The sequence below is a fragment of the Vibrio mytili genome (assembly GCF_049563345.1).
In the GTDB taxonomy this organism is placed as follows: Bacteria; Pseudomonadota; Gammaproteobacteria; order Enterobacterales; family Vibrionaceae; genus Vibrio; species Vibrio mytili.
This window is the reverse complement of record NZ_CP110481.1, coordinates 838948-854281: the sequence shown is the minus strand read 5'-3', so window position 1 is coordinate 854281 and position 15334 is coordinate 838948. Positions and strand designations below refer to the sequence as shown.

Sequence of the window (15334 nt, the reverse complement as noted above, 5' to 3'; positions counted from 1 at the left end):
GGCTATTTCACCTCTTTGATCACTTTGCCGTCCGTCGGGAACCGATCGCGCGTCATACGACAGTTGATCGAATAACACGGATAAAATGTCGTTGGTGATTCGTATATACGTACACGCTCTTCTATCTTCCACAACCGATATCCCTGGCCTTTAATGACTGGAAATACGTATTGATGTTCACCAATCTGACCGTTTTCTTCCCCAATGCCTTTACCGACCACCGTAACCAGGCGTCCTTCGCTAAACGCAACGGGTTCTAGATAACCATCAAAGTAGACAACAAAACGACCTCTTGGATCTTCGTTTAACGTCGGCTGACCCGTATCACTGATGGGTAAGTTGACGATTTCTACGCGCGTTTTATCTTCCAAGTTCTCGACTTTAGCGATGATACCGCCAAGTCGCACATCCGTACTCACCTGACCTTCTGCTTCAGCAAAGGTTTTGTAATCCATCACGACTTGCTCTGTCGTTGCGGTTAACTCCTGAGGTAAGGAACCACACGCAGACAAACCTATCGTAATACTCAAAATCAGAGCAAACTGTCCGAAAATTTTCATAAACCACCCTTTACCTTTCAGCGAGTTAGCTTTCTGCTATACATAGATATCGACCCCGAGTAACTGAGCGAGTTCCTCTTTTCTTGCTCGATTCATCACATCCATATACTGCTCCATCGCTCTACGACCGTTTCCTTCCGGAAGGTCATATTGTATGTGAGCATGGTGCAGTTGAGATTCATCCACGTGTTTTATGGAATGCGCAACAGCATTCGCCACCTTCGATGGCTGGTTTATCGACTGCTCGGTCTGTGATGTTTGTACCTGCTTTTTCTTTCTCGCCTTATGAGTGCGATTTGCCCCCGGAACCAACGAGGGAGGTAAACCATTTATCGACGCCATAACACTCCCATAAATATAGGATACCCTGATCACCTTGTTGTCCGGAATCCTAAGTTATCCTGCTCAATTGAGCACAACGTAAATCCGTTTATGCACGAATCAGTCTGTTTATTTCTATTACTCGCGACCCGGCAGTTTTTTCCATGTCACGTTATCGCGTAAATAAACCGGGCTCGACTCTTCAACAGCTACCGTGTTGCCTTTTTCCAGCTCTTGTTTTGCGAGAATGACAATGTCTTGCGCATCTGGGTAGAGCACTTCACTGGCTGTCGTGTCATATGGCAAACCGGCAAGAATCTCTTGATAAGCCGACCACCCCGTCCCTGCCATAGTCCATGATGTTTCGTCAGCTTGCGCTTCTTCAACCAAACGAGCGGGTGGAATGACACACTCTTGATCAACATTGTGCCACTCACCGTTTTCTTGACGGGTGTAGCGTGCCCAATATACTTCACTCATACGTGCATCTATCGCCACAGCGATATCTTTAGCAGCATGAAGTCGAAAACTCCCCTGAGCCATCGCGGCGAGTGTTGAAACACCGATCATCGGCAGTTCCGCACCAAAGGCTAAACCTTGAGCAATGCCGATGCCAATACGCACACCGGTAAAACTGCCAGGACCACGGCCAAACGCCAACGCATCCAGCTCTTGTAGCGTGAGACCGGCTTCTTTTAAGACTTCATCGACCATCGGCAAGACTTTTTTAGTATGGTCTCGCGGGGCAATTTCACTGCGTGAGATCACTTGATCGTTGACCAGTAATGCAACTGAACAGTTTTCAGTCGATGTATCGATAGCAAGAATTTTTGCGCTCATGTAACTCTCTACAACTCTATTTAATTGGTTTATGCCACGGCACTCGTCCGTCGGCTAATTATTCTGCTTTTAAGAACGCTTTAACTCGTTCTAAGTCCCGGGTCCGAGGAATCGGTGGCAAACTGGCTAAGAAAGTACCACCATAGTCACGCGTCACTAAACGGTTATCGCAAATGATCAACGCGCCGTGATCTTGCTGATCTCGAATCAAACGCCCAACTCCCTGTTTTAAAGTAATGACCGCATCAGGAATTTGCACTTCAGCAAATGGCTCACCGCCACGTAAACGACAATCTTCTATTCGGGCTTTGAGTAGCGGATCATCAGGGGCCGTAAAAGGTAATTTGTCGATAATAACACAGCTCAGCGCGTCACCTCTAACATCGATCCCCTCCCAAAAAGCACCAGTGGCGACTAATAAGGCATTTCCTAGTGCCATAAATTCGGCCAGTGTCTTTTGTTTGCTCATTTCGCCTTGCATTAACACGGGAAGCGTCAAAACTTCACGAAACTTCTCGCCCAGATCTCGCATCATGCTATGAGATGTACAGAGAAAAAAGCAGCGTCCTTGGTTTTCTTCAATCACTGGTGCGAGCATTCGGACCAATTTATCCGATAAACCACTGCTATTCGGTTCAGGTAAATACCTTGGCACACACAAGCGAGCCTGCTTTTCAAAATCGAACGGGGACGGCAATGAAAACTGCTGTTTCGGTTTAAGTCCAAGTCTATTGGTAAAATGCTTGAAGTCACCGGACACTGCGAGTGTAGCCGAAGTAAATATCCACGCACCTTGCTTCAATTCGATCTGTTCATGGAATTTATCTGCCACTGACAATGGAGTAATGTGCAGCACAAAGTGACGTGGAGAGGTGTCGTACCAATAGGAGTAACCGGTAATATCAACATCACACACTCGGTCAATTCGCCCTTTGATTAAATTGGCACGTTCAAAGGCGGTATCAAGCAGTTGGCTCCGACCTAAAGCCAATTTAAGCACATCAATAGCCAATTCAAGACTGTCTGTTAACCGAGTCAGTTCACGCTTTATCGATTCCGATTGCAACGCTTCACGCCAGTTGCCACGAAACCCGGGTTCGCCAAGCACAATGCGCATATCCATCGCACTTTGAACCAGCTTGTCACCCACCTTCTGTAACTGACGCATGTCTTTCGCTTCCGTTCGATAGGCAATTTCAATATCTTTGGCAAGATCGTGAATTTGGCGGCTGGAGACTGATTGACCAAAATATTCGCTGGCAATATCGGGTAACTGGTGTGCTTCGTCAAAAATAAACACATCCGCTTCCGGAATGAGCTCACCAAAGCCGGTTTCTTTAATCGCCAGATCGGCAAGAAACAAGTGATGATTGACCACGACAACATCGGAGTCCATCGCCCGTTTGCGAGCTTTTAGAACAAAGCAATCGGTATAACTTGGGCACTCTTTACCTAAACAATTATCGTTGGTTGAGGTGATCGTCGGAATGATCATGCTATCTTCCGGTAAATCGTCACAGTCCCCTAAATCCCCTGTTTTCGTTTCCGATGACCAAGCCCGCACTTTAACCAACTGGGTGAGCAAAGTCGGGTCAGCTTCGTTGGTGTGGCTTTCGACCATCTGACGGCTAAGACGGTCAAGGCATAAATAATTAGAACGCCCTTTTAGTAACGCAACTTGCCCATAGAATCCCAAGGCATTCACCATAAGTGGAAGATCACGATGATATAACTGCTCTTGCAGGTTTTTAGATCCCGTACTAATGATGACTTTTTTGCCGCTTAATAGTGCTGGGACAAGATAGGCGAAGGTTTTACCGGTTCCAGTTCCTGCTTCGACAACCAATTGCTGTTGTTCTTTGATCGCATTGCTGACCGCTTCTGCCATATCAATTTGTGGTTGGCGAGCCTGAAAGCCTGGAATGGCCTTGCCCAACGCGCCATCAGAGGAAAATGTTTTTGCGATCATGGCTGAGATTCGATTATAAAAAGTAGTCGCAGTATACCAGAGGATCTGCGACGACATCAGCCCACAACGTAAGCAGGCTTTAGCTCAATACGGATATTTTGTTGAAACGAATCCAAGAATAGATTATTTATGGTGAAAGATGACAGTACGATTACCTCATTACGAGTAAGTAACACTGCGTACCCCAATATTTAAATTCACGGAAGTACCTGATTTATGGAAAAGAAAACACTGCTGACTCACTGCTCTGATGCACCGGGTTTGATCTCAAAAATCACCAATATATGTTACAAGCATCAATTAAATATCGTTCATAACAACGAATTTGTTGATAACGCCAGTGGCCACTTTTTCATGAGAACCGAATTGGAAGGATACTTTAACGATCAAACGTTACTCGCAGATCTAGATCAGGCTTTGCCGCCAGGGGCAAAGCGTAAACTGGTGAGCTCGCGACGCAAGCGAATCGTGGTACTCGTGACAAAAGAAGCACACTGTCTTGGTGACATTTTGATGAAAACCTACGATGGCAGCTTGGACGTTGAGATTGCAGCCGTGGTTGGTAACTACGATAAGTTACAAACGCTGACAGAGCGATTCGATATCCCTTACCATCATGTCACTCATGAACACGTGAGTCGTGAAGAGCACGAGCAAAACTTACTGGACGTGATTGACCAATATGACGCTGACTACTTGGTTTTGGCTAAGTACATGCGTGTCTTAACACCAGGATTTGTCGAAAGATACCACCATAAAATCATCAACATCCATCACAGCTTCTTACCTGCTTTTATCGGTGCAAAACCATACCAACAAGCGTATGACCGTGGTGTGAAGATTATCGGCGCCACCGCGCACTTTGTGACCAACGACCTCGATGAAGGCCCAATTATTAAGCAGGATGTCATTCCCGTCGATCATACGTTCAACGCACAAGATATGGCTCAAGCGGGTCGTGATGTGGAAAAGAATGTTCTAAGCAAAGCGCTAAACAAAGTCATAAATGACCACGTTTTTGTCTACGGAAACAAAACGGTTATTTTGTAAACACTCAAACGTATCAGCATCGTCTGTTACTTTAAACAATTTTCTATTTTCAAATTCTTGCGTTAGTTCTAATGCTAGGACGGAATTAAAAATTGAAAAAGGGTTGCCAAGATTAGCAACCCTTTTTTTTTCATTCATCCATCAAACAGCCGTCTGCACGTTTTAACTTTGCTCAGATTCCACAATACGTTTGAGTGAATGTGGATGCAATTTGATACACACGCCTTGGTATTTAAACGCCACCGTCGGGTTACTTAAACGTTCCCCTTCTCCTTTAGGGCTAGAGAGTTTAACTTTGATCCCTAAGTCTGCGAGCAGATCGAATTGAGCGCCAAAGTTCGGGTAGGTATGCTTTAAATCATCAAGAAACTCGTCCGCAGTTTCAGCATGTGACGGAATCACAAACTCCACGTGCTCCCAACCTTCTAGTGGATACACTTTACCCTCTGCCGGATACGGTAATTCCAAGCACTCAATATTCCAACCACGACAGGTTAAGGGCTGATCAAACTCAAGTACAACGATAGGACGACCATTGATGTGTGCTTGGGAGATGACTTTGCCGCAAGACATCCAAGCCTGGTGCGCTTGTTGAGCGACGTCATTATCATTAATTCTTAATGCGATGTGGTCTGCCTGCGCAAAAGTTAAATCCAACCTAATCATCAAAGCCAGAGCTTCAATTTTAGTCATAAACTCGTCCAAATCTTGGATCATCAGTTCTGGTGTTAGGCGTTTTTCAATTAACTGAGCGTTCATTGTTCTTCTCTGTATTGTTCTTATCTGTAAGTATTAATACCAATCGTAGTTAATATCAGCGGTCTGCAAATGTAAGCACTATAAACATGGTATGTATTCATATTCGGTACAATCACTATGGGGATATAAACAGTACTTCAGCCTCTGCTAAGCTCATAATACTATCCCCTCGTCGAACAACATATCCATTCAATCGAAAAAGTACAAATTTCCCCGATTCCTCTCTGTATGAACCGCAATAAAGTTGTTATTATTGGCCCTATTTTCGTGAAGTCCAATTTACTCGGTATCATTCGATGCCGAGTTTTTCGTCCTTGAATAGAAGGGAACGCGTGTGAATATCCAAGCACTTATAAATGACAAAGTATCTCAGGCTCTAGAAGCCGCTGGCGCACCTGCAGGCAGTCCTGCTGCAGTTCGCCAATCAGCAAAGCCACAATTTGGTGACTACCAAGCAAACGGCGTAATGGGCGTTGCTAAAAAACTGGGTACTAACCCACGAGAATTTGCACAGAAAGTACTGGATGTTCTAGATCTTGATGGCATTGCGAGCAAAACAGAAATCGCGGGCCCAGGCTTCATCAATATTTTCCTAAGTGAAGACTTTTTAGCAAAACAAGCACAAGTGGCACTTGCCGACCCACGTCTTGGCGTGACGGAAGAAGAAACCCAAACTATTGTTGCAGACTACTCAGCGCCAAACGTCGCAAAAGAAATGCACGTTGGCCACCTACGTTCAACCATCATCGGTGACGCGGTAGTACGCACTCTCGAGTTTTTGGGCCACAAGGTCATTCGTGCTAACCACATCGGTGACTGGGGTACACAGTTCGGTATGCTTATCGCTAACCTAGAACGTGTACAACAGGAGTCTGGCGAAGTTTCTATGGAACTTGCCGATCTTGAAGCTTTCTACCGTGAATCGAAAAAGCTTTACGACGAAGACGAAGAGTTTGCAGTGAAAGCTCGTAATTACGTTGTCAAACTGCAAGGTGGTGATGAGTATTGCGCACAAATGTGGAAAAAGCTGGTCGATGTCACCATGATCCAAAACCAGCGTAACTACGATCGCTTAAATGTATCGCTAACTCGTGACGACATCATGGGTGAAAGCCAGTACAACGATATGCTGCCAACCATTGTTGCAGACCTGAAAGAGAAAGGGATTGCAGTAGAAGATGACGGCGCACAAGTTGTATTCTTAGATGAGTACAAAAACAAAGACGGCGAGCCGATGGGTGTCATCGTGCAAAAACGTGACGGTGGTTTCCTATACACCACCACGGATATCGCCTGTGCTAAATACCGTTATGAAACACTAGGTGCGGACCGCGTACTGTACTTTATTGATTCTCGCCAGCATCAGCACTTAATGCAAGCTTGGACGATTGTACGTAAAGCAGGTTACGTCCCTGAGTCGGTTTCTCTTGAGCACCACGCATTTGGCATGATGCTGGGTAAAGATGGCCGTCCATTTAAGACTCGTGCAGGTGGTACGGTTCGCCTAGCCGATCTTCTTGATGAAGCTGAAGAGCGTGCAGCGAAGTTGATTGAATCGAAAAACCCGACTCTATCAGCAGAAGAAAAAGAGAAAATTTCTCGCACGGTTGCAATGGCATCAGTGAAATATTCAGATCTGTCGAAGCACCGTACCACTGACTACGTGTTTGATTGGGACAACATGCTTGCGTTTGAAGGCAACACAGCACCTTACATGCAGTACGCATACACTCGTGTTGCGTCTATCTTCGCAAAAGCTGGAGTTGCAATGGATGAGCTTCAAGGTGATATACAAATCACTGACGAAAAAGAGAAGACGCTGATTGCAACACTTCTACAGTTTGAAGAGGCCGTACAATCTGTGGCTCGTGAAGGTCAGCCGCACATCATGTGTAGCTACCTGTTTGAGCTTGCTGGTCAGTTCTCGAGCTTCTATGAAGCATGCCCGATTCTGATCGCAAAAGACGAAGCCGTAAAACAAAGCCGCTTGAAACTGGCAGCACTGACAGCGAAGACGATCAAGCAAGGCTTGTCTCTACTTGGTATTGAGACACTGGAGCGCATGTAAGCTCTAAGCTCTAAGCTCTAAGCTCTAAGCTCTAAAAACAGCAAAGGTTGACGTGAAAGCGTCAACCTTTTGTTTTATTTGGCGTATACTCAAGCTCATCAATTCTAGTCGGGAAATCATAATGAGTTTTGAACTTCACCCACAACTTGCAAAAGACACAACCGTCATTGGTCACTTCCCACTGTGTGTCGCCTTACTACATAAAGACAATGCCGTGCCTTGGGTCATTCTCGTCCCAAAACGTGAGAATTTAAAAGAACTCCATCATTTACCAATGCAAGAACAACAGCAATTCTTAGTCGAATCTCAAGCCGTCAGCCAAGCGTTGGAAGCAACATTCCGTCCCGACAAATTAAATCTCGGTGCATTAGGTAACATGGTGCCTCAACTGCACATTCACCATATTGCACGCTTTAAAGATGACGTAGCATGGCCTGGACCAGTGTGGGGAAATACTTCAGGAGAGTTTCGATCTGAAGAAGAGCAACACGCACTGCTGGGTCGCATCAGAAATGTGCTGTCGCTGAGTTCAATTTTTCAAAAAGCGTAATAGCAACACCCTACAATTTTTTGATCCTAGTTCTTATTGATACAAACTTATTTCTAACGAATGTAGAAAAGCCGCACCATGTTTGATGCGGCTTTGTTGAAGCCCATAGACGAAAATATGGTTCGGCGCTACTACATGGTTACTGTCAGAGACAGACCATCTTTCCTTGTCATCGCATAACGAACTTTTGACACATCATTCACGCTGTTGGTATCAACCAAGCGGCTAATTCGACCCTTCTTGATCCACACATTTAACATGGCATCAACACCGTCTTCGCTCATCCCGAATCGTTTTGATAACTCCAATTGGGAAGCCTGTCCATGGTCAGCAATATACTGATAAAGGTCGTTTAATATCATGCGACTTGCGCCTCAAACTCTATACCTTGTTTTTGTCCAACACGCTTAAATATGCGATAAGTAGCGATAAAGATGGCCACAATCGCAGCCATCCAGGCACCACTTGTGATTGGTGTTTCAACCACATGCATCATCTGGTTATAGAACGCTGCACTTAAGTACGCCAGCCCCATCGTCCAAGTTGCAATCAACGCGGCAAAACGTTGCCCAAATTCGCGCACGTAAGCCCCCATCGCCGCCACGCATGGCGTATACAGCAAAATAAAGATGAGATAGGCAAACGCTGCATGACCGCTGACAAATTTATTTTTGATATTACCAAAAATGGAGGCGTCAACTTCCTGCTCAGCCGCTGCGGCATAAGAATCAGAAAGGTCCCCAACTTCAATACCTAACGGATCCGAGTAGCTCAGCCCTGCTAAGTTTTCAGGAATACTCATCACGGCTTCTTGCAAGCTGCCCATTAAGTCATATTCAACGTCTTCATCTTCTCCCGGGGACGTGTATAAACTGTTCAAGGTACCCACGACCGCTTCTTTGGCAAAAATCCCCGTGATAATACCGACCGTTGCAGGCCAGTTGTCTTCTTGGATACCAATCGGAGAAAACACCGGAGTGACCACTTGAGCGGCACTGGATAAAACAGATTTTTCACTGTTTTCGTTGCCAAAACTGCCATCCGTGCCGAGAGAGTTGAAGAAGCTAAGAATAGCGACGACGACGACAATCGTTTTACCTGCCCCTAATACAAATCGTTTCAACTTTTGCCACGTTTTGATGACAACGTTTTGTAACGTGGGCAACTCATAGGTTGGCATCTCCATAATAAAGCTTTCACTGCTGCCAGGATAAAGTGTCTTTTTCAAGAACAAGCCAGTGAAAACCGCAGCAATAATACCAAGGACGTATAGAGCGAATACCACATTTTGACCAGAGCTTGGGAAAAATGCTGCTGCAAACAAGGCGTATACTGGCAAACGCGCACCACATGACATAAATGGCGCCATAGAAGCAGCTAACTTACGCTCACGCTCCTGGTCGAGCGTACGCGTTGCCATGATCGAAGGCACATTGCAGCCAAAACCTAGTACGAGTGGAACAAACGCTTTACCAGGTAAGCCAATTTTCTGCATGACTTTATCCAGTACAAACGCAGCACGCGCCATATAACCAGAACTTTCAAGTACCGCTAAGAATAGATACAAACAAGCAATCACAGGGATAAAAGTTGCAACGGTCTGAATACCGCCGCCAATACCATCAGCAAGTACTGTGACTAACCAGACTGGTAGGTGCCCATCTAAAAGGTGATGCCCACCATCGACGAGTAACGCACCCACACCAATATCAAAGAAATCGATGAACGCACTGCCGATGTTAATCGAGAACATAAACATCACATACATCACAACAAAGAAGAAGGGAATCCCCACCCATTTGTTCAAAATGAAGTGATCGAGCTTTTCTGTCACACTATGACTGAGCTTGCCTTCGCTACGACGTACTTTTTTACACTGTTCGTGCAAGTGGGTGTATTTGGTATCGGCGACGTGCAGGTCAATATCGAGAGTCAGTTGAGAGAGTGTGTTCAACACTTCGCTTCTTTCGCGCTCGGGCATACTGTTCAACACCAGAGTGTCTCTTTCTAATGCACGAATTGCTAATGCTCGATGGGACACGGTTTGATCTTGAAACAGCGGGAGAATACTTGCAATCGCTGTCTCCATCTCATCACCGTAATTCAAGTTTCTCTCTTCAAGCGCCACACCTTGGACCACGGATTTATGTAAGACACCCTTAAACTCCGCTACCTGTGATCTGTTCGTTGCCGATAAGCTGAACACTGGGCAGCCCAATGCCTTTTCGAGCTCTGAAACGTTGATGACTTGACGCTCACGCTTTAGAGCATCCATTTTATTCAGTACAACGATCATAGGGCGGCCAAGTTCGCGTAACTGTAGCGTCATATATAAGCTGCGCTCTAAACTTGTGGCATCAACAACATTAATAATCAGATCGGCAGGGTGAGTCAGCACGGCTCTAGAGGCTATAGATTCGTCGATGCTGTTGCTATCGTTGCCACTATCGAGAGAATAAATACCAGGGAGATCGGTAAGTAAAAAGTCATCACCGGCATGCTTAAACTGCCCCGTCTTCTTTTCAACAGTGACACCAGCCCAGTTGCCTACTTGCTGCTTGGCTCCAGTTAGGCCATTAAACAATGTCGTTTTCCCACTATTTGGATTTCCGACTGTGAGGATTTGATATTGCATCACACTCGCTCCACTTCAATCTTTTGAGCTATGGTTTCTCTCACCGCAACAGACACACCACGGACTTCAACCTGTAACGGGTCGCCCATTGGAGCACGTCTAATCACTTTAACGTCAGTATTCGGTAACAACCCCATGACCATCAGCTTTTTTCTAATGTCGGAAGAAAGCCCATCTAACACCCGAATGGTGACAGTATTGCCAGGCTGAATTTCTGATAACTTCATAGCGAACCTTATGTTTATTGCTAATGAGAAATATTACTATTCATAGTGACAATAATACGCTTCTATGCCTAGTAATTTATTGTGTGAAATCAAAGTTACCAAGATTGATGTCACATTTTCACCGTCAAATTCGTAAATAAGAAACTCGTCATTTACGTCAAAATCACCCAAATTCGCATCATTCTTATTGAAACAAAAGCATCACAAATTCGGAGGAAATAAAAATAATCCTATAATATCAATGCTTTAAATTACACCAACAAACGTTGTCGCTTTTCTTATGTAAACGTGTCGTTATTTTTATAAGAAAAATAAGTCGTCTTTTGTATAGTAAATCCATCGAGAGGGCAACCTCTCATACGAATTCCAGAGGTGGCATGGTGACATGTCACTCCGGCAGCAAGCGAAGGTGTCATTGACACCCGTGGTATAGTCCCCCCGGCTATACCACGATATTTTTTTCTCACGTTCCACCATGATATAAACTCTTCCCAACGACACGTTTTTTCCTTTCATTCAACACCTATATTCCCTAACCAAAATGCACGGCTTAACGTACAACTGTTGATGGCTCAGATTCAATGAAACTGACAAAACATAGTGACGCTACATAGAGACGCTACAGAGAATAGTGACGCGCCCCTACCCCACGTAATTAGGCACTGAAGGTGGTATGCGAAGACCATCTAAATGGACCAGAACAACGACTTCTTGGCTTTAGAAGCTAGGAAGAGTAAGCACGTCTCACCCGGCTAAAGCACTCTCAATTTCGAACAAGTAATGAGACGAGTGTATTTAACAACTGCCGACGGGTGCAGGTTGAAGGACTTAATGATTGAGGGGAAAGCAAGCGACTACGAACAGTAAGTGGTGAGCAATGCGAGCGCGAAAACCAATCACTTAAGACGATAGGAAATGAAAACAGACAACTAGGAATCCTGGCTGTCTTGGTTCTCTTGGCTCAATGCAAACTTTGACGGTGGCAAGCCAAAGTGAAGTTTGAACTTTTGACTAAAATACGATGGGTCATTAAAACCGCAGTTAAACGCAACTTCTGCGATTTTCTCACCAGCCAGCAGTTGTTCACAGGCGGTTTCTAAGCGTACTTCTGTTAAGTACTCTTTTAACGTTTTTGACGAAGCCGATTTAAAGCGTCGCTGCAAACTGCGCTCAGACATGAACAGCATCTTGGCCGCTAGAGCGGTACCGAACTCCGGATCGTGATAGTGCTCCTCCACCAGTTGATAGACTTTATGTAACCACTCAATTTCTGGCGTTACGTTCTCTTCTGAGGCTGCTGGTGTCTCGAACTCTGGCAACGAGTCCTCCACATAGCTCAGCTCTCTTGCCGTAGGCCAAGTTATTTCCATTTTACTCTGTACGTCAGAGGTAAACACCGACAAATGCCCACCACTTTCTGTCACCAATTGAGATAAACTGTCGATATTGAGTTCAAGCGAATGATTGTTTGTCGAGCGCCCCGTCGACGCTTTTGTTGGCAACTGCATCCCGTAATCGATAAAGCTCAACACCACGATATCAGGGCCTTCTTCCAGCATAATTTTCACCGACTGTCCTTTGTAAGAACGTTTAATAATATTGGCAAAAATGCTATTGAAAATCACATCCAAGTTAAAGCTTTCCAACGCAATTCGGCTTGATTTATTCGCGTCTATCAACTCGACCAACAACCCGGCTTTCGAAAAATCGTCCTGCCAGACATCAACCACAGACTGAGTAATTTGACTTAAGTTATAGTTTTGGCTGCCATTACTCGTGCCTGCTGGGTTCGCTCTCAATTCATTCAATTGCCAATACGCTTTAGACAAGTGATCATCGACCTGAGCATCTTTATCGCTGTTCAACTTAGAAGCAATGAAATCGACACTCGACTTAATCGACTGAGCAACGTGGTCAACTAACAGGTTTCGTACTTGTATCTGCTTGCGAAGCTGTTGGTTACTTGTTAAAAGAACTCGGCTTTGATGCCTCAACTGATTGGTTTTCAACGTCACTTGAGCAGCCAGATCCCGGTTAATTTGCACAACATAACGAGATCGCCAATACATCAGTAGCGCAAGAATTCCTATTGCGGCAATCGCAAATCCGATAATAGCGAAAGTGGATAAATACCACGGTTTGAGCACGACAAAGCGAGATTCGAGCCCAACCAAACCTAGTGAGATTTGCGACCCATTGCTGACCTGAAGGTGATACTCCCCTGAGTTAAGGTGTTCTAATGTTAACTGTGCTCCCTCTAAGGTTTGCCAACGTTCATCTTCATTTAATCGATAATACAAGTATTGATTGTCCAGCTTCGGCATCACGCCAAAAAGAAAGCTCAAGGAAGCGCCATAGGGAATCTGTACTTGATTCAGATTAGAACTGCCGACTCGAATTACCTTATTATCCAATACGATTTGGCTAATAATAAATCGTGTTTTAGGCGAATTAGATACTAACAACGTAGACGCGTCGGCCTTAACCAAGCCATACTTAGAACCTATGACAAGTTCTCGTTTACCATCTTCCAAACGGCGGACGGCACTGCAAATACCAGGAAGGAATTCGTTATTGATTAAGCCCGATACGGAAGAGTAATGTTTTACCAACTCACCGGAAAGGCGGTAATAGCTCAATCCTACAGACGAAGCGAGCCATACACCTTGTTCATCACTTATCATGCAGGCAGGCCGAGCATTCGCAACTCGCATATCCAAAAGTTGGTGTTCATTGGTTTCATTCGAACGTTTGAATAGACCAAACGACGAAGCAAACCAGTAGCTCCCATCTGCGGCCATAATCATATCGAGTGATTCACCAAAACTTTCAGAAAAACGATTAAAACGAATTTGACTATCGATATACTCATAGACACCATGGTCGGTGCCAATCAATAAAACGTCATTTGCGTCATATAATCGCGTGATCTTCGCTGGCAGGTAACGACTGACCAACCATTCGCTACCAAAGTTTCTTACTTTTTGTTCAACAATATCAATATTATACAGCTCAGTCCCACTCGTCACCCAAAGCTGTTCAGAGCCATCACGCGTGACATGCTCTATAGATTGTTCAGCCATCACCTGTAGGTACGGGAAATTGACTGACTTGAGACCATCTAAGTCGAAGACTTCCAGTCCTTTTGATGTTGCTATCCACAACATACCGCGCTGAAAGGTAAACGCATTAATTTGGTGACTCAGTTCGAGGACCTTTTCGTTCTCATCGCCCTGACGACGGTAGAGCTTTCTGTCATCAGCAAACCAAAGAAAACCGTCAGGACCAGATACAACTTGGCGTATTCTTCCTGATAACGTTTGCGTGTCGTAACTGCTAAAAGTAATTCGGTCGAATTTTTTGCTAAAAAGCGAGTAATAACGGATACCCTGATGAGTCGCAATCCACATTCCTCCCATATTGTCACTCAAAAGGGAGTAGATTTTATTACTGTCTAACTCTAATTCAAGAAAGCTAGCGGATGTGAATTCGGTAACCTGACCGGATAGAAATGAATACAAGAACAAACCATTTTCCGTTCCAATCCAATACTCTTGATTGGTTTCAGCGAAACTTAGAACATGCGATCCACCAATTTTGACTACTGGTTTCTCCGGCTGGCTGATATTGACGATAAGGGCACCTTGTAACGTACCAATCAGAATCTCTCGCCGAGTATGAGAGTAATAAATTTTTTCTATGTAATTCTGTCCGGAGGAAACAATGTGCTGAAAGACGTTGCCATCGGATAAATAAAAACCGGAGGTCGTTGCCAGAGCCCATTTGGATTCAACTAAAATAGCGTCATTAATCACAACGTTGCTGCTATTGCTGTACTGATACAGTTGCAGCAAAGAAAACGTGGCTAGCTCATTAGTTTCGATATTGTAGGTGTAAAAGTGGGCGCCATCACTGACCCAGATATAGCCGCGTGATGAGCCAATTTTTTTAATTTGTGAGCCGGGATTTAAACTGAACACCAATCGGCGTTCTTGGTTTGGGTAAGCTTGGTAAACCTCGTTTTCAACAAATGTCCAAAATGAGCCTTTATGATACGCCACTTGCGTAACAGAACGACTTAAAAAACTGCCTGATTTAGGCAATACGTTTTGTCCATCGTAGAATAGTACTCTGCCGTGAACGTCGTGGATCCATATCCCACCTTGCTCGCCTAAAAATAGTTGCTTTGCCACAATAAAAGTCCCCTTAACCTGAGTCGGCAAAGGGTAAAAAATGGCATTGGCGCTAGTTTGCGCGAATGCTTGATAAGAAATGAGAAACCCAAATAAAATTAGGGTGATGTGGCGAAGCAAGACGAAACCTTAATCTATCGATTTTTATTACAACTCTTACCT

At 44.7% G+C, this 15334-nt stretch carries 12 protein-coding genes; 3 read left to right on the top strand and 9 right to left on the bottom strand.

Annotated elements, in window-relative coordinates:
- Window positions 1–2 precede the first annotated feature (2 nt).
- From ONE56_RS04000 to ONE56_RS03985, 4 genes are all read right to left on the bottom strand, one after another.
- Complete coding sequence (locus ONE56_RS04000) at window positions 3–560, bottom strand: Slp family lipoprotein (protein WP_331438554.1); 558 nt, start codon at window positions 558–560, stop codon at window positions 3–5.
- Between the two features lie 36 nt (window positions 561–596).
- The gene (locus ONE56_RS03995; RefSeq protein WP_331438555.1) at window positions 597–902 is read right to left on the bottom strand and encodes a chromosome partitioning protein ParA; all 306 of its coding nucleotides are present in this window, start codon (window positions 900–902) and stop codon (window positions 597–599) included.
- A 117-nt stretch (window positions 903–1019) separates the two neighbouring features.
- A complete protein-coding gene (gene tsaB, locus ONE56_RS03990) occupies window positions 1020–1721 on the bottom strand; it encodes a tRNA (adenosine(37)-N6)-threonylcarbamoyltransferase complex dimerization subunit type 1 TsaB (protein ID WP_331438556.1) in 702 nt (233 codons plus the stop codon).
- A gap of 58 nt (window positions 1722–1779) precedes the next feature.
- Window positions 1780–3690 (bottom strand): ATP-dependent DNA helicase, encoded by a 1911-nt coding sequence (locus ONE56_RS03985; protein ID WP_423840254.1) that lies wholly within the window; start codon window positions 3688–3690, stop codon window positions 1780–1782.
- 216 nt (window positions 3691–3906) lie between these two features.
- On the opposite strand from ONE56_RS03985, the gene purU reads away from it, so the two are divergent.
- Window positions 3907–4740 carry a formyltetrahydrofolate deformylase gene (purU, locus tag ONE56_RS03980; protein WP_041154238.1) on the top strand — a complete coding sequence of 278 codons (834 nt, stop codon included), beginning with the start codon at window positions 3907–3909 and terminating at the stop codon, window positions 4738–4740.
- Between the two features lie 162 nt (window positions 4741–4902).
- Here purU and ONE56_RS03975 read toward each other — a convergent pair whose 3' ends face one another.
- Window positions 4903–5499, bottom strand: a complete 597-nt coding sequence (locus ONE56_RS03975; RefSeq protein ID WP_423840253.1) for a VOC family protein — start codon at window positions 5497–5499, stop codon at window positions 4903–4905.
- Window positions 5500–5833: 334 nt separating this feature from the next.
- Here ONE56_RS03975 and argS point away from each other — a divergent pair, with 334 nt between their 5' ends.
- Together argS and ONE56_RS03965 are read left to right on the top strand one after the other, a co-directional pair.
- Complete coding sequence (gene argS / locus ONE56_RS03970) at window positions 5834–7567, top strand: arginine--tRNA ligase (protein ID WP_331438559.1); 1734 nt, start codon at window positions 5834–5836, stop codon at window positions 7565–7567.
- Window positions 7568–7688: 121 nt separating this feature from the next.
- Entirely contained in the window at window positions 7689–8117 is a 429-nt protein-coding gene (locus ONE56_RS03965; protein WP_041154240.1) for an HIT family protein, read from the top strand.
- A 131-nt stretch (window positions 8118–8248) separates the two neighbouring features.
- Here the strand turns inward: ONE56_RS03965 and ONE56_RS03960 are convergent, their stop codons facing one another.
- From ONE56_RS03960 to ONE56_RS03945, 4 genes are all read right to left on the bottom strand, one after another.
- Complete coding sequence (locus tag ONE56_RS03960; RefSeq protein ID WP_331438560.1) at window positions 8249–8479, bottom strand: FeoC-like transcriptional regulator; 231 nt, start codon at window positions 8477–8479, stop codon at window positions 8249–8251.
- On the bottom strand, window positions 8476–10752 hold the full coding sequence (gene feoB, locus ONE56_RS03955) for a Fe(2+) transporter permease subunit FeoB (protein WP_423840252.1): 2277 nt from the start codon (window positions 10750–10752) through the stop codon (window positions 8476–8478). The genes ONE56_RS03960 and feoB overlap by 4 nt, the downstream gene beginning before the upstream one ends.
- A complete protein-coding gene (locus tag ONE56_RS03950) occupies window positions 10752–10979 on the bottom strand; it encodes a FeoA family protein (RefSeq protein ID WP_041154243.1) in 228 nt (75 codons plus the stop codon). The genes feoB and ONE56_RS03950 overlap by 1 nt, the downstream gene beginning before the upstream one ends.
- Before the next feature lie 929 nt (window positions 10980–11908).
- A complete protein-coding gene (locus ONE56_RS03945; RefSeq protein ID WP_423840251.1) occupies window positions 11909–15292 on the bottom strand; it encodes an AraC family transcriptional regulator in 3384 nt (1127 codons plus the stop codon).
- Window positions 15293–15334 lie beyond the last annotated feature (42 nt).

Bases quoted from the DNA above. Each gene is read 5' to 3' on its own strand.
- ONE56_RS04000 (WP_331438554.1), bottom strand. From the start codon at position 560: ATGAAAATTTTCGGACAGTTTGCTCTGATTTTGAGTATTACGATAGGT.
- ONE56_RS03995 (WP_331438555.1), bottom strand. From the start codon at position 902: ATGGCGTCGATAAATGGTTTACCTCCCTCGTTGGTTCCGGGGGCAAAT.
- tsaB (WP_331438556.1), bottom strand. From the start codon at position 1,721: ATGAGCGCAAAAATTCTTGCTATCGATACATCGACTGAAAACTGTTCA.
- ONE56_RS03985 (WP_423840254.1), bottom strand. From the start codon at position 3,690: ATGATCGCAAAAACATTTTCCTCTGATGGCGCGTTGGGCAAGGCCATT.
- purU (WP_041154238.1), top strand. From the start codon at position 3,907: ATGGAAAAGAAAACACTGCTGACTCACTGCTCTGATGCACCGGGTTTG.
- ONE56_RS03975 (WP_423840253.1), bottom strand. From the start codon at position 5,499: ATGAACGCTCAGTTAATTGAAAAACGCCTAACACCAGAACTGATGATC.
- ONE56_RS03965 (WP_041154240.1), top strand. From the start codon at position 7,689: ATGAGTTTTGAACTTCACCCACAACTTGCAAAAGACACAACCGTCATT.
- ONE56_RS03960 (WP_331438560.1), bottom strand. From the start codon at position 8,479: ATGATATTAAACGACCTTTATCAGTATATTGCTGACCATGGACAGGCT.
- feoB (WP_423840252.1), bottom strand. From the start codon at position 10,752: ATGCAATATCAAATCCTCACAGTCGGAAATCCAAATAGTGGGAAAACG.
- ONE56_RS03950 (WP_041154243.1), bottom strand. From the start codon at position 10,979: ATGAAGTTATCAGAAATTCAGCCTGGCAATACTGTCACCATTCGGGTG.